Consider the following 26626-nt stretch of genomic DNA (forward strand, 5'->3'; position numbering starts at 1 on the left):
GGTATAGTAATTGATCAAAAAGCAGCACGCTAGATCAAGAGAAGAAATAAGTCATCTACAAGATTGATAAAGAGAGGAGGCGTAGTACACTTGCAATCCATTAGTGTGCAGAAACTTAGGAATGTCCTACAGGGAAAGCTCATTCACGGATCAGAACAATGGTCTGTTAAGCAGGCGATCTATTATAATCGGCATGATTTAACAAAGAGCCATTCGCTCCTGTTTGTTAGTCGAAACGATCACATCAACTGGCAAGAGATTGATCGGAAAGGTCCGTCTCTTATCATATCCGATAAACCGTCTACAGAGTTAAAAAATGCACTGGAGAATACAACCGTTTTACAAGTGAAAAGTGTTGCACAGGCATACTGGACATTTATCGAGTATTATCGTGGGCTCTTTGAAATTCCCGTTGTGGCTTTAACAGGAACTTGTGGGAAAACAACAACAAAAGAGATGTTAAAACATATTGCTAGTAAGCATTGGCAAGTGCAAGCATCCGTCAGCAGTAAAAACGAGCCAAGGCAATCATTACCTTATTTAACGGGCATTGACGATAAAACACAAGCCGCTATCTTTGAACTAGGCTTAGGGAATACGGGGAATATTAAACATCAATGTATGATCTATCAACCAACTATTGGCATCATTACAAACATTGGTGTGCATCATCTAGATGGCTGTCTCAATTTGGAGGGCTATATTAAGGCCAAGGCAGAAATTGTGGAAGGCATTAAAGAGGATGGCACGTTAATCATCAATGCTGATGATGCCAATACTAAAAAAATCTCATTGAAAAGATTTAAAGGGAAGATTATCAAGTTTGGCTTACAGGATACGGCAGATTACAAGGCTTCGAAAGTGGAGTTTGCCAATACAGGCATGAAGTTTGTTTTAGAGGTAGCGGATGAAACATACAATGTGTTTGTCCCAGGCTATGGTGAGCATCAGGTCTATAATGCCTTAGCCGCGATTGCAGCTAGCCATGAAATGGGGCTGACCATTCGTCAGGCAATCGCAGGACTCAGAACATTTAAACAGATGGCAAGACATTTAGAATTTACGACAGGACTTGGTGACAGTACGATTATTGATGATACATGGACAAATAACCCAACATCTGTAGAGGCCGCCTTAAAAGTGCTAGATACGGTAGGAAAAGACAAAAAGGTCATTCTAGTTTTAGGGGATATAAAGCGATTAGGCAATTTTGAAGAAAAATATCATCGCGAAATCGGCTCCATGGTAGCACTAAGAAAGATCGATACATTGATTACCATCGGCAAAAGGGCAGAGAAGATTGCCGATCAAGCGCAAAAGGATGGAACCAGTGCAGAGGTTCATACGTTTAAAGAGGTAGCAGGCGTTTTAGAATTATTGAAGCCAAAGCTTGATGCAGACACGATAGTTTTAATTAAGGGACCGATGTCTAGTAGATCCATGATTGAATTTGCCAATAAACTGAAAAACGCATAGAAAAAGGGTGTCTCAACATGATTGAGACACCCCTATCCTCATTTATTTTAAGACGCGTCGAGCGGTTACAAAATTCTTTTGTGCCCACGTTGAAGACATGTTTTGTTTTACAATATTATTCGTTGTCATACTAATATATTGATTATTGCCTATATAAATACCCGTTTGTGTGATTTCTTGTCCACCATTATTCGTAGAGAAGAACAGTAGATCCCCTTTTTGTAGTTGTGATTTTTGAATACGTGTCCCTACTAAAGCCTGTTTACTTGCTAGTTTATCTTTTAAATCAATACCATGCTTTTTAAAGACATAATAAGTAAAACCCGCACTTGTAAAAGTCAGTGCACTCTCATTGTACGTATAGCCGAATTTTGCTTTGCTTGTTAAACCAGTAGCAGTGGCAATAATTTTATCGGCAGATGTACTTGCTGAAGGTGCACTTACGCTGGGCGTAGAGGTGCTATCAGAGAAAACGCGCTTCGCTGTAATATAATGTTCAGTATAGTAATCTACAAATAATACTCTTGTCATTACACCATCTGAATTAGGAATGATGATACGGTGATCTCCTGCGTAAATCCCAACAAGTGAAGGTGTTTTAGAGCCTTTGACACTATTAAAGAAAACTAGATCACCTTTCTTCAAGTTAGCACGTGCCACAGTGGATCCTTGGTTCATTAATTGATTTAATGACGTTGCGCCTAGTGTCACTCCACTTTTACGATAGATAAAATCAACGAAAGTTGGAGCTGTAAAGCGTAAGCTAGCCTCATTTGTTGTTGAACTAATCGTTACTTTGTTTTTATAGGATAGAGCATTCTCTACAATTTTATCGCCTTTTGTAGCAGGGTTGGCAGATAGCAGAGTAGGTAATACTCTACGTGCAGATACATAGTTTTCCGTATAATATGGCTTACTATTTAAATCAGAGATAACTATATTTTGTTTGCTATCAGCCATATGGATGATTTTATTGTCGCCAATATACATACCGACATGATCGGGATCAGTTCCTGTTTTTTTACTTTTAAAGAACACTAAATCGCCTTTTTGTAATTGGTTTCTTGCTACATAAGTCCCTTGCTGAATCATATAATTTTCATTATACGTACCAAGGTCTACCCCGTTTTTCTCGAAGATGTACATTAAAAATGAAGCACAAGAAAATTTGTATGGGTATGTAGGCTTGTAAACCGAATTGCTGTATGTTGCTTGCCCCATTAAGCTTTTACCAGTCTGAATTAATTGGTCTGCTTTTGCAGCTACCGCCTGTGCGTTGTTCTGAGCATTTGTTGTTGCAGCCTCTACTTGTATCGGCTGGATCGCTGTTTGCACCATTCCAAATGAACTAAATCCAATTGTTAATGCAAGTGTTGTAGATAAAAATCGTTTATTCATGTTGTGTAACCTCCTAAAGCATCTAGTAGGATTTCTCCTGTATACCTTTGCCATGGAAATAATCGTAGCATGAAAAAGTAGGGCTTCTGGGCGGTAAATGTTACCAGGGTGACTGAAGGGATGGCTTCAACACTTGCTATAAAAGGCTTTATCAAGGGAATTTACAGTTTTATTACAAATGTTTCAGTAAGATGTAATATGGAACAATTCCATGAAAAAAGCTGCCCCAAAACGAGGCAGCCTACACGATTTTCTGTATCATTTCTACACGATTACCAAAGGGATCACGGAATTCAAAACGCTCGTAATGAGGAATAGGCACAGAATCGAGTATCTTGATTTGATGTGCTGTGAGCTTCTTCCTCCAATACTGAATATCCGCTACTTGATACGCAATATGCGCCTTTGTGGTCAAACGATCGAAGCCATCCTCTGTCCCTACATGGACTTCCTGTTGACCAAGCTGTAACCAAAATCCCCCGCGTCCTTTAAGAGAGTCAGGCTTCTCTAATTCTGGAAGTCCTAAAACATGACAATAAAAATCCTTCCCTTGCTCCTCACAGCCTTTCGGAATTGTAATTTGCACATGATGTAAACCCATAATCATCTCAAACCGCCCCCTTTTTTCTTAATTATAGAGTAATTCCTAGATATTTGAAATGGAGGAGAGGATAGATTTGTAAAAGATCATATTGAAGGATAGAGTTTAAACTAGCGGATAGAACTTCAAAAGTGGAGGATAGGATTCTAAAACTGGTGGATAGAATCATCAAATTGCAGGATAGAATTTAAACGGGTGGATAGAACTTCAAAACTAGAGGATAGCGCTTCAAATTAAGTGGATAAAACCTCAAAAGAGAGGGATAGAGCTCCAAATTTAGTCTTTAGAACTTAAAAGCACAACATTTCTATTCTGTTAAGATTTAATACTATGGTATAATAATAAAAACGGAATAATAGGATAGAGGTACAAATTAGATTTTTTAATTTGTTTAAAAGGGAAGATCGGTGTGAAGCCGACGCTGTCCCGCAACTGTAAATGGGAGCACATTTCAAAAGGCCACTGTTACGAGTCGTAATGGGAAGGTGAAATGTGTGATGAACATAAGCCAGGAGACCTGCCTTTATCTAGTACAGCCAAAAAACCTACGCGGATAGGGGGTGTTGAGTGTGACTAGAGAATTTCTCCTGCATGCTCATAGTACGATGATTGCTAAAAAGGGTGCTTCTATGTTTAATAGAAAGCTTCTTTCCATCTGGCAATCACCGTATTATGTCGTGTATTTGTCATAGTAGACATCTTTCTGATGAGAGAAAGATGTTTTTTTATGTAAAAAATTAAAGGAGCGGTCCACATGAATCCACAAGTTGTTGAGTACTATGAAAGCTTATTCAAATTTGAAATTATGCTAGAGCCTAAACCTTTAAAGGAGCTTGTCGAACATTATGTTGGGCACGATGCTTCACATGAGCAATCTATTTTAGCAGCGTACGCCAATGTTTTGAAAGAATTAAGAGGATAGAATATGTTTGGCTACTTCGAAAAACGAAGTAGCCATTTTTGTGAGTAAATAACATAATACCAATTGGAATACATTTGTTTGTCATAAAACTGCCTTTAGGACTTCATTCATATTTCACTTTTTATTTATATAATTAATCTGCTATAAATAGAGAGATTGGAGATCAAATATGAAAAATTTGCTTTATTCTAGGTTTTGGCGGTTGCATTTTTTCGCAGCACTTTTTATTACGCCTTTATTGCTGTCTCTCACATTAAGTGGGATTGGTTATTTGTTTTTTACAGATGTAGAAAATCGATTATATGACGATTATTTCTTTGGTGAAAGCCATAAGGAAGAGGTCTTAACAATTGATGAGGCCGTGGAAAAAGCGGAGGCGGCATTTGCAGGATACTCTACTACAAAAGTGATTATGTTGGAGGAGCCTTATAATACGCGTTTAACTTTATCTAATGGCGCTAAACAAAAGTACGTATTTTTAGATGATCACAATCAAATGGTTGGTAGTCAGGATGCCGATTATACATTTTCAAATATTATGAGAAATACGCATAGCTCTCTCTTTATTGGTGGGGCCTTTGTCAACTATTTAGTAGAGCTAGCAGCTTGCTGGACGATCTTTTTATTACTGTCAGGTCTTTATATGACATTCAAAGGAAATCTCCTAAAGAAGGGCAAGTCGGAGAATAAGAGGCAAAAAAGTAAGAGATTGCATGCGCTTGTTGGGACAATCATTACGATTCCAATGGTGATGTTCATTTCGACTGGGCTATTATGGTCTGCTTTTCAGGGTTCCATGCTAGCAGATATAGCGTCAGAAAATCCGACTTTTGGGTATCCATTACTCCAACAAAAGCCACCAACATCTGATGTCTCTGAAATTCCATGGGCCACTCGTCAATTAGAGGCACCGACCTCAGAAGGGGAACATGCACAGCATCATGGTGGTGGTGCTGTCCGTTATACGAACGACAGCCAAATGACGATTGCTCAGCTTGAAAAAGAAATCAATTCGATGAACATTGCTAAGCCTTACTCTATCATTTATCCGTCAAACGGTGAGGGCGTCTATACAGTGGCGAAGGCTAGTAATTCTGGTGTAACAGGGCTAGATGTAAAACCTACAGCGGAAGCTACAATGTATTTTGATCAGTATAGTGGCAAGTTTATCGATCAAGTGAATTATGACGATTATGGCCTATTAGCTAAATTCTTTACGTGGGGGATACCATTACATGAGGGGCATTTATTCGGCTGGCCGAATAAGCTTTTAAACTTAGTGGTTTGTTTAGCCTTTTTAGCCGTAATCGTGTGGGGCATTCGCACTTGGATTTTACGTAGAAAAAAAGGGGAGCTGTCTGCACCACCGCAAATTTCTCATAAAATATCCATGCCATTCATCATTTTCCTTGTCATATTAGGGATTATGATGCCGCTATTTGGTGCGTCATTAATCGCTGTGGCATTAATTGAATATATCATTTTAGGTTGGCAAACAAAGAAGAAGCTAAGAGCAGAAGAAACTAAATAAAGCAAAGATGATACGGCACAGCGGGATTGTGCCGTATCTTTTTTGTTTATTTCATTTATAGGAACGCAATACTATACTGAAGCGATAAAAATGTTTATAGATTTTTCAGCATGATTTTATAAAGTTTTAAGATTTTTATGGTACATTGCTAGTAGTTTCAGCTTATGGGGGTATGTAGATGTCAATAAAAACAAGGTTTTTGCTATCATATGTGGGTGTCATAATCATTGCCATCACGCTATTACTAGCAGCGGTTTTTCTTTTTTCCTTTGCCATTACAGGTGATGTCAAAGCGATTGAGCATTTTTATAAAAAATCTTATGTCCAAAAGCCTTTGACGACAGTAGAGGAAAATGCGTTTCTAGATTTAAAATTACTAGCTAAAAAAAGTCCCCAGCAGCTTTTAGATCTCGAACAGCTTGAACAAATCAATGCGCCTTCGATAGAGATTGTGGTACGAAAAGATCATCAAATCGTGTATTCAACACAGAAAGAGCATAAACAATTATTGCTTCAAAGCTTACCTAGCTTTGAAGAGACCAATATTAATTCTCGTGACACCATCATGATAAATCGAGCTTTTTATACGTATGTCAAATTTGATTTTTATTTTCCAGATCAAACAGAGGGCAGTATTTTCGTATTGAGAGAGGTTAGTTCCCATGCAGAGGTAACGAGGGAACTGTTACCGATTCTTTTAGGTATTTTATTTGTCCTGTTTATGATGATTATTGGCTTTTTAAATTATTTAGTCTCAAGAAGTATTATTAAACCGATATCGGCATTAAAGGAAGGGGCAGAACGAATTAAATCGGGCGACTTGGATTTTGAGATTGCGACCCACTCGAAGGATGAAATTGGTCAGCTGAATCGGTCATTCGAGGAAATGAGAGTCAAATTAAAAGAATCCATCCAGCTTCAGCTTCAATACGAGGAAAATCGAAAGGAGCTCATCTCCAATATCTCCCATGATTTAAAAACGCCGATGACTTCCATTATCGGCTATGTAGAGGGTATTAAAGACGGTGTGGCAAATACAGAGGAAAAAATGGATAAATACTTAACTACTATCTATACAAAGGCAAAGGATTTGGATGTATTAATTGATGAGCTATTCTTATTTTCTAAATTGGACTTAAAAAAGATTCCCTTCCAATTAGAAAGCGTCAATCTACAGCAATATATGCATGATTATGTAGAGGATGCAAGCTTTGATTTTATTGCACGAGACATTCATTTACAATATCTATCAGCAGGCTCGCCGCTTTTGGCAATGGTGGATCGAGATAAATTAAGACGTGTCCTGACGAACCTTTTAAGTAATAGCGAAAAATATATGGATAAGCCGTATAGGCAAATCATTATTTCCTTGCATGAGCGAGCAGAGGATGCGATTATTCAGGTAACAGATAATGGTGCAGGCATTGATCCTGCCGCATTGCCCTATATTTTTGATCGATTTTACCGTGCGGAGCCTTCACGTAATTCGCAAACAGGAGGCAGTGGCTTAGGGTTAGCCATTGCAAAGCAAATCGTTGTTGAAATGGGTGGCGATATTTGGGCAAAGAGTGAATTAGCGAAAGGGACGAGCATATTCATTTCATTGAAAAAGGCTGAGGAGAAGGTGAATCATCATGAAAAAAATTCTGCTAATTGAAGACGAAGTAAGCATAGCAGAGCTTCAACGAGATTATTTAGAGATTAATGGCTTTACAGTAGATATCCAACATCATGGAGAGGATGGGCTACAGCAGGCACTTAAAGGCAATTATGATTTAATCATCTTGGATATTATGCTCCCAGGCATAAGTGGCTTTGACATTTGTAAACAGATTCGAGCTGTACACAATATTCCCATTTTATTTGTTTCAGCTAAAAAGGAGGATATTGATAAAATTCGTGGTCTTGGACTAGGAGCGGATGATTATATTACAAAACCATTTAGTCCGAGTGAATTAGTAGCGAGGGTCAAGGCCCATTTATCGAGATATGAGCGTCTGGCGAGCCATCAACAAACAAATCATATGATGTCCATTCATGGCATTACAATCGATACTTCGGCTAGAAAGGTGTTTGTTAATGGTGAGGAGATTGCCTTTACAACGAAGGAATTTGATTTACTTGTCTTTTTTGTTAGACACCCCAATCAAGTATTAAGTAAGGAACAGCTATATGAGCGAAACTGGGGCTATGAATCAGCTGCAGACGTTTCGACTGTCACTGTTCATATACGAAAGCTACGTGAAAAAATTGAACGAGAGCCAGCGCATCCCAAGTTTTTGGAAACAGTATGGGGTGCAGGCTATCGCTTCAATGTTTAAGTAAAACTACCTCGTCCTTGTGGCGGGGTAGTTTTTTTAGACTTTTTTAAGAATTCGTTAATGGGCAATTTAGCATTACCGCTTACACTGAGGAAAGAAAGGCGGTGTATAAATATTGAAAAAAAGGCAGACAGTTATCATTGCATTAACATTTTTGCTTCAAGGGTGTGCCACAATGGATACAAGACAACAGGATAGAGGAGGGAGTGAAGTGATACAAACAGATTGGGCGAGTGAGTTGCTAAAGGCAGCTGAAAAGGGAGATATCGATAGACTTCAACATGTTTTAAGTCAAAAAGGGGACATCAACGTACAAGATTCAAATAATCGAACAGCTTTGATGATAGCTACCTATAATCAGGATATCGAGGCAGCGAAATTAATAATAGATGCAGGTGCAGATGTTAATATTCAGGATAATCAGCAAAATACACCATTTCTCTATGCAGGTGCGGAGGGCTATCTGGCTATTTTAAAGATGACCATTCAAGCTGGTGCTGATCCGACTATTTTAAATCGATATGGGGGAACGGCACTTATACCAGCAGCAGAGCACGGTCATGTGGAGGTCATTGAGGAGCTATTGAGCAATACCGATATTGACGTCAATCATGTGAATCATTTAGGCTGGACAGCCCTGATGGAGGCGATTGTCTTAAATAACGGCAATCCAACACAGCAAAGCGTAATACAACGACTAATTGAACATGGTGCTGATGTAAATATTCCCGATCAAAATAACGTGACACCACTGCAACATGCAAAACAGCGAGGATTTAAAGAAATCGAACAAATTCTACTTGCAGCAGGCGCAAAATAACTCAAACTGTAGAGATGGCTCTCTACAGTTTTTTGTTCTTAAATTCTTTTTCCTATTTTTTAATTCTTTTTTAATAGTTTATTTATTGGCAGTTTAGATATGGAGCTTATGATAAATTTTGTAAACTAAATAACACCATAAAGGAGTGTTCAACAAATGAAATTAAGAAAACGCATTGTCCCAGCAGGTCTAGTAACCATAGGCGAGCCATTAAATGCAGATGCGGCAAGCAATAAAGCAGTAGTAGCGGAAAACGAGCAAGTAGCTAAAATTACAAACATCAAGCCATTAAATACAATGACACTACAAATTACATTTAATCAGCCATTAGCAGCAGCTGATGTAGACCTAAATCATTTAGATGCTATAAAAAAACATTTTACGTTTAATGGAGATTTAGAGATTGTCAATGTGCCACGCTTAATGACAGGCTCTAAGAGTACATATATTGTACCAACAACATTCCAAGAAGATGATTTTATCTATACATTGAGCTATAAAGAGCAACGCAATAAAGTTTTTGAGGGCACAGATGAAAAGGTATATGTACGCAATGTGGAGCAAGTCACAAATGATACATTTACATTGGAATCCTTTCAGGAGGATGGCGTAGTAGATTATGCTAATATTATTGAAGCCTATCGCGCAGGCCGTGGAGATTTAGCATTTAGCTTAGATGGTCATAATCGAGATGCTAGCGGCAAACGCTTTGATGTTATTTCTTCATTACGTGATCGCTATGTGACAGTGAAAACAAGTGAGGGAGAAGAATTTGTAGCTAATTATGTTCCATTTACACAGGCAGCTGATGGCAGACAAGCTCCTCAATTTAGACTCCCTGCTGGCAAAGTTTTAAAACCAGGTGTGACTTACCGTGTGTACGCACAATGGGCGGAAATAGATGTAAAGCGCTTTGTGGCGAGCGAAATCGCGCCATTCAGCCTGCAATCAGCGAAAGCCATGGATGAAAAATCTTTTGAATTACAAATAAGAAACGATCCGCAATCTGATTTACTTGCTGGCCGAAGTGTAGCGTTAAAAGGCAGTGATGGGAGTACATTGCAAGCACAATATCGTTATTCATCACGTAAAGGTGCTATAGGTATTTTTGATCTAACGAATGGTGGTACGTTGAAAACAAATGTCAGCTATACCGTAACCCCATTAAACAACTGGGCTACAGCAACCAATTTAGTTCTACAAGGAAAATAAACGTTCTTTTGCTTAATAATGAATCTGTCATTTGAAACCTAATAAATGGAACGTGTTTTATGCCACCATTGTAAAAATCTCGTCACAGCTGTGGCGAGATTTTTTTTATAGCCAGCCTTTTTCGCCTGCTACCTGAGCGGCTTGCTGTCTAGATTCAACTTGTAGCTTTTGAATAGATGTGGATAAATAATTGCGAATCGTGCCCTTGGTTAAAAATAATTGCTTACTGATTTCGTTTGTGGTCAAGCCTTTTTTGACTAGCTGTAGCACCGCAATTTCTCGTTCATTTAAAGGGTTTTGCTCCTTCATAAATAAGGAGGCGGCTAAATCCTTGCTGACCACCTTTTCTCCTTGCATGATTTTACGAATAGTAGCAATTAAATAATCAATGGGTTCATCTTTCAATAGATAGCCGTGTACCTCGCAATCCATTGCCTTCTGTAAATAGCCAGGGCGTGCAAAGGTTGTCACAATCATTACCTTGCAAGGGAGGTTGGCCTGTTTAATTTTTTCAGCAAGCTCAAGCCCTGATAGATGGGGCATTTCAATATCGACTAGGCAAATATCTGGTGGCTCCTGCTGGATCAATTCCCATGCTTGTTGTCCATCCGCCACCTCAGCTATGACCTCAATATCAGGCTCAAACGCTAGTAGCGAAGTTAGGGCACCACGTAACATTTGTTGGTCTTCAGCTAGTAATATACGTATCATGTTAGAGGCTCCTTTCCATCTTGAATGGGTAGAGTAAGTGTGACGCTGGTGCCTACTGGTGTGTCACTTTCAATCAGGGCATAGCCTTGCAGCATATGCATTCTTTCTTTTATGGAGTGGATGCCATTCCCACGTCCTTGCAACTGTAAACCGATGCCATCGTCTTTTATCACAAGTGTATAGTGGCCATTACAACATTGAATGGTGAAATGGCATTTTTTTGCCTGACTATGCTTGAGAATATTCGTAGTCGTCTCTCGTACACATAGAGCAAGCATCGTTTCCTCCACACTAGAAAGTACGATTTGAGGACATTGATTGTCAAGGGTTGTCGTAATATCCGCGCTTTGTAAAAGCTGTTGGCAATGGATAAGCTCCGTTTGCAACGCAATAAAATTCATATCAGACACTAGCTCACGTACTTGTTTTAAAGCGGTACGGGTAGTGGCTAATATGTCATGTAGCTCAGGCTTCACGCTTGAAGGATCTCGGTCAATCAGTTTGGTCGTTAATTCGGTTTTTACTTTAATCATTGTGAGCGTATGGCCAATTGTATCATGAAGGTCTCTAGCGATCCGTTGTCGTTCCTCTTGCTGAACAAGCTGAGTATTTACGTCTGCCAGCTCAGCCTGCAGATTTTTGGACTTTTCCACAAAATAAATGAGAATCGGGAGCACTAGTTGAAACATCATAATCGGTACTAGTACCTGTGATTCCTTCGGTAAAAGAGAATCGGTTGTCGTGTACATAACCGTCAAAAACATGACAGCGATGGCTACAATTCCACTGGCAATATGCCATTTTGATTTTGCCCGTCCTAGTAAATCGGCAAAGGTAAAGCCAAAAATAAGCATAAAAGGATCAACAATTATGCTAAGTAGGGTGATCAGGACAAAGGCTACTAGAGATGCGGCAAGTAGCCTCCAATCTCGATGCCATAAAGCAATGTAGAAGGCTATTAGGTATAAAAGGAGCACCGTTATTTTCATAGCTAAGGGAAGGGAATGAGACCCTAGTACCAATCCAATCAGGAAAATAACAGAGAATGCATCAATGATTAAATAATGCTTAATTTGTTCTCTAGGATATATTTTTATTACTAGCACCATCCTTTGTTGCTGATTACTTTGTCATCGCTTGAAGGGCTTTTTTACGAATCCATTCCATAGGGCCCGTTTGAAATTGCTGTAACCAAGCAAACGCTATAACAAGTTGTAAGATTGATAGAGATAGCCAAATACCAATGACAGTGAAGCTATTGACTTGCCCACCTAAGCCAAGCCCCCAGCCATAAAAAATAATCGACGCAAGCACGTTTTGGAGGACATAGCAGCTTAAAGACATTTTACCGACATGAGCAAAGCGCTGCCAAAGCCAGTCTAGCCTCTTATATTCTACCAGTTTACCTAAAATTCCAATATAGCCAATGGATAGAAGAGGGGCACAAAGATAGCGAACAGGTAAATCAAAAAGCCCACCAGGAATAAAAATAAGCAGATTGATAGGAAAGCCAACGAATACACCGATATTAAAGAGCTTTTGTCGAGTTTGACGTCCTTTGTCTGTTGGTGAAAATACCTCATTACGCATGAACCTCACGCCAAGTAAAAATAAAAAGACATTCATCGGGATAATAAATATAGCTTCTGAGCGATAAAATAAAAAGTTTGTGAGACGATGCTGCACCTGCGCAAACCATGTACCATGTTCATAGAGCTCAGTAACGGACGCCATGCCATTTAAGGAAACACCCGCTCCTTGTAAGGTACTGATAAAAATAAGCAGAATCAATAGGATGTGAAAGCCACCAAAAAAATAAAAGGCTCCCGTCATGACCTTATCACCCAAACGTACAATAAAGGCGACGATGAATGCTGTAACAGCATAGCTCATTAAAATATCATACTCCATCACAAGCGTGTAGTGCAGTAGCCCCTCTAACCCTAAAAAGACAATCGTCCACAGGTACACTCCTGGCCACGCTGTACCTCTACGTAAGGCTTGCTGATATTTTAATTGTAGACCTACACCAAACATTATTGTTAACAATCCAAGCAGCTTGCCATTAACAAAAAATAATACGACCATACGTAAAAAATCATTGAAGGACCACCAACCAGAATAATCACTTGTGGTGATATACGATAAATCACCAAGATAAGCAAATATCCAAATATTTGTACCAAGCGTTCCTAAGACGGCAAAGCCTCTTAGCATATCGATAAAGGGAAGTCTTTGTTGTGTTTGCATAAGTTCGATCACTCTTTCTTTGTTTTCTTACCTTAAGGATAAGAAAATCTCCAAAAAAAACCTATTCACACCAGTCAAAGAATCTTGATGACAGGTGTCATGAAGTATGCTGTGACAGCACAAAAAAACCAGCAACGCTTTTGCTGCCGGCTCATTATTTTGTACAAGTATAGATGCGATAGTCTAAAATGTCTTCGTATTTTTCATTCATGGCAATATGCTGATCCATGATTTTATAGAATTCGGATTCCATATCTGTGGAAACTTGAAATTCAGGCTTGGATGAGATGGATTTGTTTTTTTGTATATGGATATCATAAAAACCAGCGTGTTGCAGTAGTCTTACCCAATCCTTTTTCCTGAGGAGAGACTGAAAGCCATAAAATTGTTGGAGGTCGTCTGCAAGTTCGGTACGAAGTGTTTGAGGAATGGTAAATTCGATAGCAATAAAGCGGCCACCTTTTTTCAATAAACGATAAATTTCCTGCAAAGCCTGCTGCAAATTAACAAAAGCCAGAACCGACTCAGCTAGAATCAAGTCAAATGTTTCGTTCGCTAACGAGGTTTGTTCAATAGAGCCTTGCAGAAGTTTAACAGGTAGACGCGCTTTATGCATACGCTGACGAGCCTTTTCTATCATGATGGGCTGAATATCGAGACCTGTGACGTTTGCTTGATAGGAAGATGCTAAATAAGCAGCCGTTTGCCCTGTACCACATCCCACATCTAAAATATGTGCGTTTTGCTCGATATTCTCTGCTTGCAAGACAGCCTTTGATAGATTAATGCCCCCAGGATGTGCGCCTCCGACACCGTACTTAGCTAAAAAGGTAAGATAATGAGAGCCTTGAATAGTACCACCTTCTTTTTTCTTATAGTATGACAGAGAAACTAGTATGGTTCCCTTATTATTTTTAACCTCTTCTCCAAAAGTCTAATTCGCTATAAAAATTTTTACATATACTAGTGAGAAGCTTTCAGATAGGGGGTGTATAAATGCCATATTTTCAGCCGAATGCTAGAAGAGGTCCATATCCGCCAAACAATAGGCAATATTTTGGCCCACCTTTTCGAGGTAGGATGGTGCAACCATACTATTCTCCCAATCAGCAACAGCAAGGTCCTAGATTAGGAAATTTACCAGATCATTTAAATACAATTATGGGGCATGCTGGGACGATTACAAATGGAGTAAATATGTTGAGACAGATGGGAGCGTTATTAAGTTTATTTAGATAAAATCAGAAACCCTCTTAAGATCAGGATCTTAAGAGGGTTATATTTAGGTTTAGTGGGCTGGTGCAAATTGCTTTTCGATAATAGAGCGATTTTTCTCTTTAAATAGCTCATTATGTGAGGACACCATGCCATGACGATAGGCAGTTGGTTCTAAATACGTTTTTATAGAATTGACTGCATTGGCTGCATCTTGGAAAGTGCCAAGTAACAAATTAATTTTTCCATCAAATGATAAAATATCACCTGCTGCAAAAATACCTGGCTGTGCTGTTTCACCTGTTGCTTTTCCTTCAACATAATAATCATCCTTTTTTGGAATGGCAATGGCCTCATCAAATGCAAGAGACGCCTCACGATTATAGCCATGACTGACGATTACCTCATCAATTTGACGCGTATAACTTTGCTTCGTTATCATATTCTCACATGTGACTAATTGAATAGCCGTTTTATCAGTATTTGCGGAAAGCTTTGTAATCGTTGTATTACACTCAATGCGCACACCTGCATCCAGTGCTTCCTGTACAGTGGCTTCGTGAGCTGATAGATTCTCTTTGCGGTAAACAACCGTTACGCTTTTGGCAATCGGACTTAATTCAACAGCCCAATCAATGGCTGCATTACCACCGCCTGAGATGATGATATCCTTATCGACAAAACGTTTATATGATTGCACAGTGTAATGTAGATTGGCCATTTCATATTTTTCAGCGCCCTCAAGTGTTAGCTTTTGAGGGCTAATAATGCCGCCACCTACAGCTAACAGTACCGTTTTAGAATAATGCTTTTCACCAGCTGCTGTATGTATCACAAAAATATCATTGTGACGTTCAATTAAATCCACTTTTGTACCTGTCAAAATAGTAGGATCAAATGTTTTAGCTTGCTCGATTAATTGTTTAACAAATTGTTCGCCCAAGACGGGAGGATGCCCCCCAATATCCCATATCAGCTTTTCAGGATAAAGTAATACTTTACCGCCAAGCTGTGGTTGACTTTCTAATAATTTTGTTTTTAAACCCCGTAAACCACTATAAAAAGCACTATATAAGCCAGCTGGACCGCCGCCAATAATTGTCACATCATACACATGCTGCATTTTTATTGCCACATCCTTAACAAATAGTAAAAAAGTAATTGACAAAATCTTATCAGATAACTAGACTAATTCTAGTGATAATGATTATCATTTTTAACTTTGAATATCATAGCATGGAAAGAAGTAAAAAGAAAGTGAGGGTCCGATTTGCGTTTAGAAGTTGAATCGATTCGTGTTGGTTATGAGAATAAAACGATTGTGCATGACTTATCGCTGCAAATTCCTGATGGCAAAATCACGACAATCATTGGTTCAAATGGTTGTGGAAAATCAACCTTGTTAAAGGCTATCACACGGATTTTAAAGCATGAGAGTGGACAGGTCGTATTAGATGGTCAAAATATCTCCAAGATGAAAACAAAAGAGTTAGCAAAAGAGCTGGCAATCTTACCACAGAGTCCAGAAAGTGCACATGGTTTAACAGTGGAAGAGCTTGTATCCTACGGTCGATTTCCTTATCAAAAGGGCTTCGGGAATTTATCACAAAAAGATAAAGATGTTATTGGCTGGGCTTTACAGGTAACCAAAACAGAAGAATTCCGTTTACAATCTGTAGATGCTTTGTCTGGTGGACAACGTCAGCGCGTATGGATTGCAATGGCATTGGCCCAAGAAACCGACATTATCTTTTTAGATGAACCAACAACTTATTTAGATATGGCTCATCAGCTAGAAGTTTTAGAGCTACTTTACAAGCTGAATGAAGAACAGGGGCGCACAATTGTCATGGTCCTCCATGATTTAAATCAAGCGGCACGTTTTTCAGATTATATTGTAGCGCTTTCACAAGGTGAGCTTGTAAAATTCGGAACGGCTGAAGAAGTGATGGTTCCAGAAGTATTGAAAAAAGTATTTAATATAGATGCAGTTATTGGCAAAGATCCACGAACGAACAAACCAATGTGCATTACATATGACTTATTACAAACCATTTAAAAGGAGAATAACAATGAAAAAGTGGCTATTACCAATGTTTATGATGCTTGTCCTAGTACTTGCAGCATGTGGCAGTAAGGAAGAAAAAACAGAGAAGGCTGATGAAGGCTCAAAAGAGGAAGCTTCAACAGAAACAATCACATATCAATCAGAGTCAGGTCCTGTAGAAGTACCATCAAATCCGAAACGTGTTGTTGTACTATCTTCTTTTGTAGGAAGCTTATTACAGCTTGATGTAAATGTTGTTGGTGTGGATGCATGGGCAGCAAAAAATCCCAACTTCGAAGATGCGATTAAAGATGCTGTTGTAGTTGAAAATACAGATATTGAAAAAATTCTTGAGCTAGAACCAGATTTAATTATTGGCTTAAATGGTATTGAAAATGCTGATAAATTAGCGGAAATCGCGCCAACTGTATTATTTACGTATGGTAAAGTAGACTATTTACAGCAGTTCATCGAAATCGGTAAAGTGGTAAATAAAGAAAAAGAAGCAACTGCTTGGGTAGAAGATTTTAAAACACGTGCAGCAGAAGCTGGTAAAAAGATTAAAGAAAAAATCGGTGAAGATGCGACTGTAACAGTAGCAGAGAACTTTAATAAACAGTTCTATATTTATGGCGATAACTGGGGTCGTGGAACAGAGATTTTATATCAAGAAATGGGCTTGAAAATGCCTGAGAAAGTAAAAGAAACAGCGTTAGAGCCTGGCTATTATGCTATTTCTCAAGAAGTTTTAGGGGAATATGCAGGTGACTACGTGATCTTCAGTATGTTCCAAGATCAAGATAATTCCTTTACAGATGCAGCATGGTTTAAAGATTTAGAAGCAGTGAAAAATGGTCATTTATTTGAAGTGAATGCAAATGCCTTTTATTTCAATGACCCTATCACATTAGAACATCAACTGAAGTTCTTTGAAGAGAAATTTTTACAATAATTAGTAGAGAGTAGCGAAGGCGAATGACAAAGTTTCGAAAGCTTCCATTTTGGCTTCAAGTATTGCTTGCATTGCTTGTATTAATTGGTACTGCCAGTATCTCGCTGTGCTTAGGGGCAGCGAATACAAGCATTCAAGATGTCTTTCAAGCAATTGTCGGACAAAGTGGAGGTAAACATTACACGATTTTACGTGAAATTCGATTTCCTCGTATCATTGCAGCTATTTTTGTTGGGAGTGCCCTCGCAGTCGCTGGGGCGATTATGCAAGGGGTTACACGGAACCCATTAGCTGATCCAGGGCTGCTTGGTTTAACGGCAGGGGCAAATGCTGCCCTTGCTTTAACAATGGCATTTATCCCTAAATTCTCGTATTATACGTTAATTTTAGCCTGCTTTGTTGGGGCGGGAATCGGTATGATGTTAGTTTATGGGATTGGTGCTTCTACTAAAAAAGGCTTTTCTCCTTTAAAGCTTGTTTTAGCTGGTGCGGCTGTCACAGCATTATTACAGGCAATCGCTGAAGGGACGGGCATTTTATTTCAAATTTCCAAAGATGTTTCGATGTGGACAAGTGGCGGTTTCATTGGCACAACATGGCAGGCATTATTGATCGTACCCGTTATTATTATTGGCTTACTGCTTTCATTTGCTTTTAGTCGTCAATTAACGATTTTAAGCTTAAATGAAGAAGTAGCAGTGGGTGTCGGACAAAATACTACGCTCGTAAAGGGTGTAATGATGTTCGTTGTGGTTATTCTGGCTGGCTCTGCTGTGGCCCTAGTCGGAAATCTAGCTTTCGTTGGCTTAATGGTACCGCATATTGTCCGTGCGTTTGTTGGGACAGACTATCGTTTCGTCTTACCAATGAGCGCCATTGTTGGTGGCTGGTTTATGGTGTTGGCTGATTTCGCAGGGCGCATGATTAACGCACCTTATGAAACGCCAGTTGTCGCTATTATTTCGATTTTAGGTCTTCCATTCTTCCTATTATTAGTGCGGAAGGGAGGACGTCAATTTGTTTAAAGAAGGTCGCAAAAAACAGCGTAAATGGTTACTCATATGGCTTGTGGTAACCTTGTTCATTTTTATTTTAGGGATTTCATTAGGTGCTGCTTCGGTTTCTATTGACCGAATTCTTCCAACCTTACTGGGCGATGGTAGTTTTAAAGAGTCCTTTGTACTCTTTTCAGTCCGTTTACCTAGAATGTTTGTGCTAGCGGCTGCGGGTATGGCATTAGCACTGGCAGGGGCCGTATTACAGGGCGTAACCCGCAATGATTTAGCAGACCCAGGAATTATAGGTATCAGTGCTGGCGCAGGTGTTGGGATTACTGTCTTTTATTTGCTAGTAGATGGCGACCTTCCTCACTTTGCCTATATTTTACCGATTGTCGGCTTTTGTAGTGCCTTAGTGACAGCACTGGGTATTTACTTTTTCTCTTATCAGCGTAATAAGGGTGTCCATCCCGTACAGTTTATTTTAGTAGGGGTAGGCGTAGCATCAGCCTTATCAGGGGTCATGATGGTATTAATATCCTCTGCTGAGCGGAGCGATGTACAATTTATTGCACAATGGCTAGCCGGAAATGTATGGGGCACAGATTGGCCATTTTTCTGGGCGCTAATGCCTTGGCTTGTACTGGGCATCCCTTACATTTTCTATAAAGCCAACGTTTTAAATGTCTTGGCCATGACGGAGCAAACAGCAGTCGGTCTTGGTATGAACATTGGGCGAGAACGTTTCCGATTATTAATTGTTGCGGTTGCACTAGCGGCTGCCGCGGTATCCGTAACAGGGGGAGTAGCCTTCATCGGTTTGATGGCTCCCCATATTGCAAAACAGCTCGTTGGTCCACGCTACCAATTCTTTTTACCATTGACGCTATTCATTGGCGCAAGCTTGCTAATGCTTGCTGATACCATTGGACGTGTTGCTATTGCAAGTGCAACGGTTCCTGCTGGGATTGTTGTTGCATTTATTGGCGCACCTTATTTTCTGTATTTATTGCGGAAGAGTGTCTAGAAAAGTACTAATCAAAATTGAGAGATCCTCGAAAGAAAAGACTTTTGTTTTAGCGAAAATAGGGAAATTTTTATTTTAGGCATTCTATATAGCAAGTTTTTAGGAACCTCATTCATTGAGGTTCTTTTTTTATATAATCATGGCAGGAGATGATTAGATGATTTTATTAGAACGTCAAACATCAGAGACACAAAAGATGCTAGAGGCACTTGTACAAAGACTTCCTATATCCCATTGTAAATACACATTGTATTGTGAGCATTTAAGGCGCCTACAAGCAGGACTCGCTGGTGAACAGCTCGTTGATGCAAAATGGCTTGAACTAGACTTACCAATCCCTCACTATTTTCTTCATGACTTTCAAACAATGAATGACTTCGGTTCTACCCATCAAATGGACACCATCTTTCTCTGTCCTCACTTTGTACTCATCCTAGAAATCAAAAATATTACAGGCAAACTTTCATACGATGCTTCGTTCGCTCAATTAACACGTACGACCGTAGATGATACGGTCGAAGGCATGACAGATCCATTTCTTCAGCTAGACCGGCATGTAGTATGGATGAAGAAGCTATTACAGAAGGAACGCATCGATTTACCAGTTTTGCATGCGGTGGTATTGGCAACGAAAAATGGTATTTTGACAAAGGGATTTGAGGGGCTGCCTATCTTTCATGTGGCAGGGTTACGATTTTATTTACAAAAATGGATGGAGCATTATCAACCTAGAGAAAGAGTTGATCTTTTACAATTAGTCAACCTTCTATTATCCCTGCACACAAAGTTGAAAAAAGAGGTAGAGGTGCCGCTCAAGGAAATAGTGAAAGGTGTGCTATGTCCACAATGTGATAATGGGCAGCGATTATCATATCACTATAACAAATGGACGTGCCCACGCTGTGGATTGGTGGATGATGATGCATTGCTTCGAACATTAGAGGACTACAGGTTACTAATCGGGCAGCAGCTGACCAATCGAAGCTTCCGCGAATTCTTTGGCATTGACTCTCCCGATTTAGCATACAAGTTGTTGCAACAACTCCCATTGAAAGCGGAGGGTGTCAAAAAGCATCGGAAATATTGGATTAAGGAATAACGAACTAAAAGCTACAATTCAAGCGGTCTGAATTGTAGCTTTTAGTGTTGTAGTGGGTTAGGGTGCTTGAAGTAGGTGGATAGAATGCTGAAAGTGACGGATAGAATAAGGAAAGTAGCGGATAGAGCAATAAAAGTGAAGGATACCACTCAGCAATTATCCCACTCTAGCAGTACACACCCCCAAGAGCGGTGTTTCGCTTATTTCCTACTAGACAAATAGAGTCTTTAGGTATATAGTTAGCTAGGCTAACTAACATAAAAGGAAGTGATAGTGTGACAATTGAACAGGAATTTTTTAATCAGTACCGCTTAATGTATCGGCCGTTTATTAACCAGCTGAATGTGCAGCTTGAACCCTATCAGTTATATAGCTCGCAGTGGGCAGTGCTTCGTTTCTTGAATGATAAGGGTCCACATTCATTTGTTGATATCGCGAATTTCATGTCTATAGAGAAGCCAAGTGTCACGAAGCTTGTACATAAACTTGTGGAGCTAGGCTATGTGGAAACGATGACGGGCAAGGATAAGCGTGAAAAGCTGGTACACCTATCAAAGCATGGGGAAGAGCTTGTGCAGGAAATAAAGTCGCATCTAAATCCGTTTTTTGAGCAGGCTTTGGCAGGCGTGCCAAAGCAAGATATTGACATTGCGACACAGGTTTTAGCAAGAATTTGTATGAATATTAATCAATAGGAGAGAGTAACGTGGAAGCAGCCAGAAAGAAACTATGGACAAAAGATTTTTTAATTGTCTCACTTATTAATTTTACCATTACGTTAATCTTTTATTTATTAATGGTTACGATTGCAGCATATGCGGTGGAGCATTTTAATGCCGCTACAAGTACAGCGGGGCTTGTATCGAGTATTTTTATTATCGGGACACTATTAGGTCGTCTTGGGACAGGGCGTATTATTGGAGACTGGGGTAGCAAAAAAACATTATTTTGTGGACTATTATTATTTATGTTATCAACAATGTCTTATTTTATAGCAGGCAATTTACCGCTGCTGATGATCAATCGTTTAGTACAGGGGATTGCACTAGGGATTGCAAGTACAGCAACAGGTACCATTATTGCACAAATTTTACCAGCTGAGCGTCGTGGCGAAGGGATTGGTTATTATAGCTTAAGCGCCATTTTAGCCACAGCCATTGGCCCATTTGTTGGCATATTATTAACACAGCTATTTGCAGATTATCGTATGATTTTTGCAGTTGATTCTGTGTTAGCGATTATTTGTTTCTTTATGTATTACATTGTGACCGTGCCAGATGCACCGAAAAAAGCGAAGGATACAGCTGTAAAGGCAGGCTTTAAAGTGACGAACTTTATTGAAATGCGCGCAGTACCGATTGCCTTTGTGGCACTTGTGATTGGCTTTGCTTATTCAGGTGTGATGTCGTTTATGACGTTTTATGCAAAGGAGCTTGATTTAGTATCAGCAGGTAGCTACTTCTTTATTATCTATGCCATTGTCATTTTGGCTACACGTCCATTTACAGGGAAATTGCTTGATACAAGAGGGGCGAATATCATTATCTATCCATGCTTAGTGTTGTTTGCAATAGGTATGTATGCCTTTAGCTCAGCAACCACTACGATTGCCTTTTTAATCGCTGCCGCTTGTATCGGGATTGGCTATGGAAACTTCAACTCGGTGGCACAGGCAATTGCCATCAAAGTAACACCAAATGAGCGTTTAGGCCTTGCGACATCTACGTATTTTATTTTTTATGATTTAGGCTTAGGTGTCGGGCCTTATTTCTTAGGCTTATTTGTACCATCTATGGGCTACAGCTCGATTTTCTTTTCGATGGTCTTTGTTATTATAGTGTCGATTGTGCTTTATTACCTTTTACATGGAAAATATGAAAATTTGAAACAAGCAAAAATTTTGTAGATTAGAATCATTATATTGTAGAAAAAACGTCTTTTTTCTAGTTGTTCGTAAAGAATAACTGAAAAATGACGTTTTTTTCTATTTACAAAAATATATCTTGCAATGGATGATGATAATCATTATCATCACAATATAAAACAAATTCGGAAGTAGGTACGAAGTATGAAAAACAAATCATTTTTGTCGGTATTAGTAGCAGGAGGCATTTTAATGGCTGGCTGTGGCAATACAGAAGAAGTAAAAAAAGAAGATAAGCCTGCAACAGAACAGGCGGAGCAAGCTTCAAAAGAGATGGATTTATCTTCTGAACTATCAGCCTATCAACAATTTGCGTTAGAGCAAATGGATCAATTTTTACTTGACACAGAGAAATTTGTGAACCTATTCAAAGCAGGCGATATTGAAGGGGCAAAGGCAGCGTATGCGCCAGCACGTATGTTTTTTGAACGTTCTGAGCCAATTGCGGAAAGTTTCGGTGATCTTGACCCTCGTATCGACGGACGTTTAGCAGATATTCAGGAAGAAGGTAAAGGTGAGGAAGAATGGTCAGGCTACCATAAGCTTGAGTATGCACTTTGGGAAGAAAATACAACAAAAGGTTATGAGGCTGTAGCAGATCAGCTTCTTGCAGATGCGAAGGAATTGCATGCGCTTGTGCAAACAGTGGAAGTGACACCTGACTTAATGATTACAGGTGCAGTAGATTTATTAAATGAAGTATCAACATCTAAAATTACAGGTGAGGAAGAAATTTACTCTCATACAGACCTTTATGATTTTAAAGCAAATATTGAAGGCGCAGAAAAAATCTTTGAGATTTTACGCTCAAAATTAGAAGCAAAAGATGCCACATTAGTGGCAACACTTGATGAAAAATTCAAAGCAGTGGACGATTTATTAGCACAGCATGCAACGGCTGATGGTGGCTATATATCTTACGAAGAATTAACGGAGGAAAATACAAAAGCACTTGCAGCAGCGGTGAATCAGCTTGGAGAACCATTAAGTCAAATGGGTATCATTTTGGAGTGAACATAAACAATGACAACGTCAAACGAGGAAAAATTTATAAATAAAAAAATTTCTAGACGTGATATGTTAAAGCTAACAGGTATCGGTGTGGCAGGTGTTGCCATCGGTGCCTCTGGCTTGGGTGGTGTCATGAAAGCAATGGGCTATGATGTCTTTGAGCCAGTAGCAGATAGCACGACGGCTAGCAATAAGGTCAATTTCTATGGCAAGCATCAGTCAGGTATTGTGACACCTGTACAGACGAATATTTATTTTGCTTCTTTAGATGTATTAGTGACATCAAAGAAGGAACTACAAGCGTTGTTCCAGCAATGGACACCCCTTGTTGTGCGTTTAATGAACGGTGAAGTCATGGTCGATGTATCGACAAATACAAGAGTGCCAACTGGGGATACTGGAGAGGCAGAGGGCTTAGATGCATCTAATCTATCCATTACCATTGGTGTCGGGCCTTCATTATTCGATAAACTGGGCATCCAGCATTTAAAACCAGCGGAGCTAAAGGATTTACCACATTTCCCTAAAGATCAGCTTCAAAAAGAATACACAGGTGGTGATTTGTGTATTCAGGCTTGTGCAGATGATCCGCAGGTGGCCTTCCATGCAGTTCGTAATTTAGTACGAGCTGCTTCAGGTAAAGTAGAAATAAAATGGTCACAGGCGGGCTTTAACTCGTTTCCAGCTAGTGGAGGGACACCACGAAACCTCTTCGCCTTCAAGGATGGTACGGTAAACCCAGCTATTACCGATGAAAAAGACTTAAAGGAGGTCGTGTGGGTGGATAAAGGCTGGCTAAAGGGCGGCTCTTATTTAATTGCGCGTAAGGTTCAAATGCATCTTGAAACGTGGGATCGTACATCATTGAAAGATCAAGAGGCAACATTTGGCCGTTACCGCGATAGTGGGGCACCTTTTGGCAAAACAAAGGAATTCGATGATTTTGATGTAGAGGCAAAGGATGATAAGGGCAATTATATTATGCCTGATACATCACATGTCCATTTGGCGCGGAAATCAGGTGCGCGTATTTTGCGACGCTCTTATTCCTATGCATCAGGCGTGATGTCAAATACAGGGACACATGATGCAGGGCTAATCTTTATCTCTTTTCAAAAGGACCCAGCCCAATTTACAACCATCCAAAATAGCTTAGGGCGTATGGATAAAATGAATGAGTACATTACCCATCGAGGCAGTGCCGTGTTTGCTTGCTTCCCTGGTGTACAAAAGGGGAGTTATTTAGGTGAAGCACTTTTTAACGCGCTGTAGTATCGTGATTGTCCTTATGCTGACTTTAGCTTTACCTGTACAAGCTGCGCAATCCTATAGTCATCTCTATATTGCGATTAGTGATGCACTGATGAATACAAAGCAGGATAAAGAGGCGGAGGCCAAGCAGGCACTTGAACAATTTGCTGTTGATTGGGCTAAAGTATCTTCAGAGCAGAAAGAGGCAAAAGCAAAGGTGGATGAAATCCTTGCACAGGCTACTGAGGCAACGTCCAAGGATGAGCGTTTAGAGGCGCTATCAGCACTATCGAATGCATTGCGTGCATTAGAAAAGCTTGAAAATCCAGTGGATGAAGCGGCACAGCGAGCAGAATTTGGGCAAAAATTTAAGCCGATCATGGCAGACTTTGAAAAAGCATTAGCAAGTGGTGATATTCAGGCCATTGATGAAGCCTACAAAGATTTTAATAGTAAATGGAATAAAAATGAGCGACCTGTGCGTGAACAAAGTATCGCAATGTACGGGCAAATCGAAACACAAATGGCATTTCTTCGTATCTCTATTTCTGCTGAGGAGCCTGATGTAGCGCTTATGCAATCTCAATTCGCTGATTTAAAGCAAACGATTGAGGATTTTGTAGCTGGCAAAGAAACAGCCGACGTGGTAGAGGGAGAGTATTCTTTAGCTACATTAATTGCCTATATAGATGAGGCCAATGATTTTCTGGATGCAGGTGATTACCAGGCAGCTTCAAATAAAATACGTGAGTTTATTACCATTTGGCCAAGTGTAGAAATTGAAATCTCCACACGTAATAGTAGTCTTTATACGAAAATTGAAAGTGATATGCCGATGATCGCGAGTGATCTATTAAAATCCAACGTCGATCAGCAAGCAATTACCAAACAATTAAATACATTCCGCACTGAGATTGAGCTGATTCAAGGGGATTCCGATTACACAATTTGGGACGCTGCGTTAATTTTATTACGGGAAGGGCTAGAGGCATTACTGATTATTTTAGCCTTAGTGTCATTCCTCAATAAATCAGGGCAGAACAAGATGCGCAAATGGATTTATGTCGGCGCGTTTGTCGGCGTTCTATTGTCTGCTATTGCAGCCATTCTTATGTCGACGATTTTAAATTCGGCAACAATTGATACGAATCGCGAGTTAATGGAAGGGTATGTAGGGCTAGTTGCTGCAGCGATGATGATCGGTGTTGGTATCTGGCTACATAGCAAATCAAGCGTGGTCAGCTGGAATCGCTATATTTCCAAACAAATGGGTAATGCCATTTCGAGTGGTTCTATTTTTGCGATGGCTATGATTAGCTTTTTATCGGTCTTCCGTGAAGGTGCAGAAACGCTTGTCTTTTATGCGGGGATTGCACCAAAAATGGAAACGTCACAGTTTATTCTTGGGATTGTGGTAGCACTACTCATTCTTGCTGTACTTGCAGTCGTGTTATTTAAAGCAAGTGGTAAAATTCCAATTCACAAATTTTTTGCAGTAGCAACCATTTTAATTTACGTGCTAGCCTTTAAAATTATTGGGGTCAGTCTGCATACTTTGCAGCTGACAGATAGTCTGTCCACAACGATTGTTGATGGCTTACCTGTTATTAGCTTGATTGGCTTCTATCCAACAGTGGAAACAATCATAGGGCAGTCTATTTTACTCGTGTTAGTGGCGGCTACTGTGCTCTATAAAAAGAAACAAGCCTAAAGAAAAAGGTAGATGAGCGTAATAAACTGTACCCTTTGTAAAGGACATTTTGAAAAAGGTTAGGCAACTTCTTGAAGCTGCAGTCTGTATTTTACAGGCGGCAGCTTTTTTAAATTCCACTGACCTCGATAATGGTTATAATAGATCAT

27 protein-coding genes and 1 riboswitch are annotated in these 26626 nt (G+C 39.6%); of the genes, 19 read left to right on the forward strand and 8 right to left on the reverse strand.

What is annotated here, in order from left to right; genetic code table 11:
- Positions 1-90: 90 nt before the first annotated feature.
- A complete protein-coding gene (locus RCJ95_RS20925) occupies positions 91-1476 on the forward strand; it encodes a UDP-N-acetylmuramoyl-tripeptide--D-alanyl-D-alanine ligase (protein WP_257521857.1) in 1386 nt (461 codons plus the stop codon).
- A 42-nt stretch (positions 1477-1518) separates the two neighbouring features.
- Here the strand turns inward: RCJ95_RS20925 and RCJ95_RS20930 are convergent, their stop codons facing one another.
- A complete protein-coding gene (locus RCJ95_RS20930) occupies positions 1519-2874 on the reverse strand; it encodes a C40 family peptidase (protein WP_257521858.1) in 1356 nt (451 codons plus the stop codon).
- Between the two features lie 241 nt (positions 2875-3115).
- A complete protein-coding gene (locus tag RCJ95_RS20935; RefSeq protein WP_221680829.1) occupies positions 3116-3481 on the reverse strand; it encodes a VOC family protein in 366 nt (121 codons plus the stop codon).
- Positions 3482-3822: 341 nt separating this feature from the next.
- Positions 3823-4014, forward strand: a riboswitch (cobalamin riboswitch).
- 30 nt (positions 4015-4044) lie between these two features.
- Between RCJ95_RS20935 and RCJ95_RS20940 the strand changes: the two genes are divergently transcribed.
- The 7 genes from RCJ95_RS20940 (at position 4045) to RCJ95_RS20970 (ending at position 10281) form a co-directional block, all read left to right on the forward strand.
- Complete coding sequence (locus tag RCJ95_RS20940; RefSeq protein WP_004229388.1) at positions 4045-4167, forward strand: hypothetical protein; 123 nt, start codon at positions 4045-4047, stop codon at positions 4165-4167.
- A gap of 62 nt (positions 4168-4229) precedes the next feature.
- Positions 4230-4397: a hypothetical protein gene (locus RCJ95_RS20945; RefSeq protein WP_257521879.1), complete on the forward strand. Its 168-nt coding sequence runs from the start codon at positions 4230-4232 to the stop codon at positions 4395-4397.
- Between the two features lie 169 nt (positions 4398-4566).
- Entirely contained in the window at positions 4567-5928 is a 1362-nt protein-coding gene (locus tag RCJ95_RS20950; protein WP_446722735.1) for a PepSY-associated TM helix domain-containing protein, read from the forward strand.
- Positions 5929-6106: 178 nt separating this feature from the next.
- On the forward strand, positions 6107-7585 hold the full coding sequence (locus RCJ95_RS20955; protein WP_312129969.1) for a sensor histidine kinase: 1479 nt from the start codon (positions 6107-6109) through the stop codon (positions 7583-7585).
- On the forward strand, positions 7563-8249 hold the full coding sequence (locus RCJ95_RS20960) for a response regulator transcription factor (protein WP_112117822.1): 687 nt from the start codon (positions 7563-7565) through the stop codon (positions 8247-8249). Before RCJ95_RS20955 ends, RCJ95_RS20960 begins: the two co-directional genes overlap by 23 nt.
- Positions 8250-8364: 115 nt before the next feature.
- Positions 8365-9069, forward strand: a complete 705-nt coding sequence (locus tag RCJ95_RS20965; protein ID WP_439778283.1) for an ankyrin repeat domain-containing protein — start codon at positions 8365-8367, stop codon at positions 9067-9069.
- 156 nt (positions 9070-9225) lie between these two features.
- Positions 9226-10281 (forward strand): hypothetical protein, encoded by a 1056-nt coding sequence (locus tag RCJ95_RS20970; protein WP_446722736.1) that lies wholly within the window; start codon positions 9226-9228, stop codon positions 10279-10281.
- 105 nt (positions 10282-10386) lie between these two features.
- On the opposite strand, the gene RCJ95_RS20975 is transcribed toward RCJ95_RS20970, so the two are convergent.
- The 4 genes from RCJ95_RS20975 to RCJ95_RS20990 all read right to left on the reverse strand — a co-directional run bounded on the left by RCJ95_RS20975 (position 10387) and on the right by RCJ95_RS20990 (position 14008).
- Positions 10387-10992, reverse strand: a complete 606-nt coding sequence (locus tag RCJ95_RS20975) for a response regulator (protein ID WP_446722737.1) — start codon at positions 10990-10992, stop codon at positions 10387-10389.
- On the reverse strand, positions 10989-12101 hold the full coding sequence (locus RCJ95_RS20980; RefSeq protein ID WP_446722738.1) for a sensor histidine kinase: 1113 nt from the start codon (positions 12099-12101) through the stop codon (positions 10989-10991). The genes RCJ95_RS20975 and RCJ95_RS20980 overlap by 4 nt, the downstream gene beginning before the upstream one ends.
- Positions 12102-12114: 13 nt before the next feature.
- A complete protein-coding gene (locus tag RCJ95_RS20985) occupies positions 12115-13242 on the reverse strand; it encodes a DUF418 domain-containing protein (RefSeq protein ID WP_446722739.1) in 1128 nt (375 codons plus the stop codon).
- A gap of 154 nt (positions 13243-13396) precedes the next feature.
- Positions 13397-14008 carry a class I SAM-dependent methyltransferase gene (locus tag RCJ95_RS20990; RefSeq protein ID WP_446722740.1) on the reverse strand — a complete coding sequence of 204 codons (612 nt, stop codon included), beginning with the start codon at positions 14006-14008 and terminating at the stop codon, positions 13397-13399.
- Positions 14009-14238: 230 nt separating this feature from the next.
- On the opposite strand from RCJ95_RS20990, the gene RCJ95_RS20995 reads away from it, so the two are divergent.
- On the forward strand, positions 14239-14481 hold the full coding sequence (locus RCJ95_RS20995; protein WP_004229360.1) for a hypothetical protein: 243 nt from the start codon (positions 14239-14241) through the stop codon (positions 14479-14481).
- A gap of 49 nt (positions 14482-14530) precedes the next feature.
- On the opposite strand, the gene RCJ95_RS21000 is transcribed toward RCJ95_RS20995, so the two are convergent.
- Complete coding sequence (locus RCJ95_RS21000; RefSeq protein WP_221680839.1) at positions 14531-15580, reverse strand: NAD(P)/FAD-dependent oxidoreductase; 1050 nt, start codon at positions 15578-15580, stop codon at positions 14531-14533.
- 147 nt (positions 15581-15727) lie between these two features.
- Here RCJ95_RS21000 and RCJ95_RS21005 point away from each other — a divergent pair, with 147 nt between their 5' ends.
- The 10 genes from RCJ95_RS21005 (at position 15728) to RCJ95_RS21050 (ending at position 26477) form a co-directional block, all read left to right on the forward strand.
- Positions 15728-16516: an ABC transporter ATP-binding protein gene (locus RCJ95_RS21005; protein WP_004229357.1), complete on the forward strand. Its 789-nt coding sequence runs from the start codon at positions 15728-15730 to the stop codon at positions 16514-16516.
- Between the two features lie 13 nt (positions 16517-16529).
- The gene (locus RCJ95_RS21010; RefSeq protein ID WP_347723061.1) at positions 16530-17456 is read left to right on the forward strand and encodes an iron-hydroxamate ABC transporter substrate-binding protein; all 927 of its coding nucleotides are present in this window, start codon (positions 16530-16532) and stop codon (positions 17454-17456) included.
- Between the two features lie 23 nt (positions 17457-17479).
- On the forward strand, positions 17480-18481 hold the full coding sequence (locus RCJ95_RS21015) for a FecCD family ABC transporter permease (RefSeq protein ID WP_048390305.1): 1002 nt from the start codon (positions 17480-17482) through the stop codon (positions 18479-18481).
- Positions 18474-19481 carry a FecCD family ABC transporter permease gene (locus RCJ95_RS21020; RefSeq protein WP_446722741.1) on the forward strand — a complete coding sequence of 336 codons (1008 nt, stop codon included), beginning with the start codon at positions 18474-18476 and terminating at the stop codon, positions 19479-19481. Before RCJ95_RS21015 ends, RCJ95_RS21020 begins: the two co-directional genes overlap by 8 nt.
- A gap of 157 nt (positions 19482-19638) precedes the next feature.
- Positions 19639-20580, forward strand: a complete 942-nt coding sequence (locus tag RCJ95_RS21025) for an NERD domain-containing protein (protein ID WP_446722742.1) — start codon at positions 19639-19641, stop codon at positions 20578-20580.
- Positions 20581-20855: 275 nt separating this feature from the next.
- The gene (locus tag RCJ95_RS21030) at positions 20856-21275 is read left to right on the forward strand and encodes a MarR family winged helix-turn-helix transcriptional regulator (protein ID WP_112117833.1); all 420 of its coding nucleotides are present in this window, start codon (positions 20856-20858) and stop codon (positions 21273-21275) included.
- Between the two features lie 11 nt (positions 21276-21286).
- Positions 21287-22486, forward strand: a complete 1200-nt coding sequence (locus RCJ95_RS21035; protein WP_221680842.1) for an MFS transporter — start codon at positions 21287-21289, stop codon at positions 22484-22486.
- A 162-nt stretch (positions 22487-22648) separates the two neighbouring features.
- Positions 22649-23518 carry an iron uptake system protein EfeO gene (efeO, locus tag RCJ95_RS21040; RefSeq protein WP_221680843.1) on the forward strand — a complete coding sequence of 290 codons (870 nt, stop codon included), beginning with the start codon at positions 22649-22651 and terminating at the stop codon, positions 23516-23518.
- A gap of 9 nt (positions 23519-23527) precedes the next feature.
- Positions 23528-24787 carry an iron uptake transporter deferrochelatase/peroxidase subunit gene (gene efeB, locus RCJ95_RS21045; protein WP_274772702.1) on the forward strand — a complete coding sequence of 420 codons (1260 nt, stop codon included), beginning with the start codon at positions 23528-23530 and terminating at the stop codon, positions 24785-24787.
- Positions 24762-26477, forward strand: coding sequence for an FTR1 family iron permease (locus tag RCJ95_RS21050; protein ID WP_446722743.1), 1716 nt, complete (start codon positions 24762-24764; stop codon positions 26475-26477). The genes efeB and RCJ95_RS21050 overlap by 26 nt, the downstream gene beginning before the upstream one ends.
- Positions 26478-26536: 59 nt before the next feature.
- Here the strand turns inward: RCJ95_RS21050 and RCJ95_RS21055 are convergent.
- A partial coding sequence (locus RCJ95_RS21055; RefSeq protein WP_446722421.1) for an IS3 family transposase occupies positions 26537-26626 on the reverse strand: 90 nt, incomplete at its 5' end.

Source organism: Lysinibacillus sp. BSL11 (assembly GCF_052928325.1).

Bases quoted from the DNA above. Each gene is read 5' to 3' on its own strand.
- RCJ95_RS21000 (WP_221680839.1), bottom strand. From the start codon at position 15,580: ATGCAGCATGTGTATGATGTGACAATTATTGGCGGCGGTCCAGCTGGC.
- RCJ95_RS20985 (WP_446722739.1), bottom strand. From the start codon at position 13,242: ATGCAAACACAACAAAGACTTCCCTTTATCGATATGCTAAGAGGCTTT.
- RCJ95_RS20930 (WP_257521858.1), bottom strand. From the start codon at position 2,874: ATGAATAAACGATTTTTATCTACAACACTTGCATTAACAATTGGATTT.
- RCJ95_RS20995 (WP_004229360.1), top strand. From the start codon at position 14,239: ATGCCATATTTTCAGCCGAATGCTAGAAGAGGTCCATATCCGCCAAAC.
- RCJ95_RS20960 (WP_112117822.1), top strand. From the start codon at position 7,563: ATGAAAAAAATTCTGCTAATTGAAGACGAAGTAAGCATAGCAGAGCTT.
- RCJ95_RS20980 (WP_446722738.1), bottom strand. From the start codon at position 12,101: ATGGTGCTAGTAATAAAAATATATCCTAGAGAACAAATTAAGCATTAT.
- RCJ95_RS21010 (WP_347723061.1), top strand. From the start codon at position 16,530: ATGAAAAAGTGGCTATTACCAATGTTTATGATGCTTGTCCTAGTACTT.
- RCJ95_RS20970 (WP_446722736.1), top strand. From the start codon at position 9,226: ATGAAATTAAGAAAACGCATTGTCCCAGCAGGTCTAGTAACCATAGGC.
- efeO (WP_221680843.1), top strand. From the start codon at position 22,649: ATGAAAAACAAATCATTTTTGTCGGTATTAGTAGCAGGAGGCATTTTA.
- RCJ95_RS20935 (WP_221680829.1), bottom strand. From the start codon at position 3,481: ATGATTATGGGTTTACATCATGTGCAAATTACAATTCCGAAAGGCTGT.
- RCJ95_RS21025 (WP_446722742.1), top strand. From the start codon at position 19,639: ATGATTTTATTAGAACGTCAAACATCAGAGACACAAAAGATGCTAGAG.
- RCJ95_RS20945 (WP_257521879.1), top strand. From the start codon at position 4,230: ATGAATCCACAAGTTGTTGAGTACTATGAAAGCTTATTCAAATTTGAA.
- RCJ95_RS20975 (WP_446722737.1), bottom strand. From the start codon at position 10,992: ATGATACGTATATTACTAGCTGAAGACCAACAAATGTTACGTGGTGCC.
- RCJ95_RS20950 (WP_446722735.1), top strand. From the start codon at position 4,567: ATGAAAAATTTGCTTTATTCTAGGTTTTGGCGGTTGCATTTTTTCGCA.
- efeB (WP_274772702.1), top strand. From the start codon at position 23,528: ATGACAACGTCAAACGAGGAAAAATTTATAAATAAAAAAATTTCTAGA.
- RCJ95_RS21015 (WP_048390305.1), top strand. From the start codon at position 17,480: ATGACAAAGTTTCGAAAGCTTCCATTTTGGCTTCAAGTATTGCTTGCA.
- RCJ95_RS20955 (WP_312129969.1), top strand. From the start codon at position 6,107: ATGTCAATAAAAACAAGGTTTTTGCTATCATATGTGGGTGTCATAATC.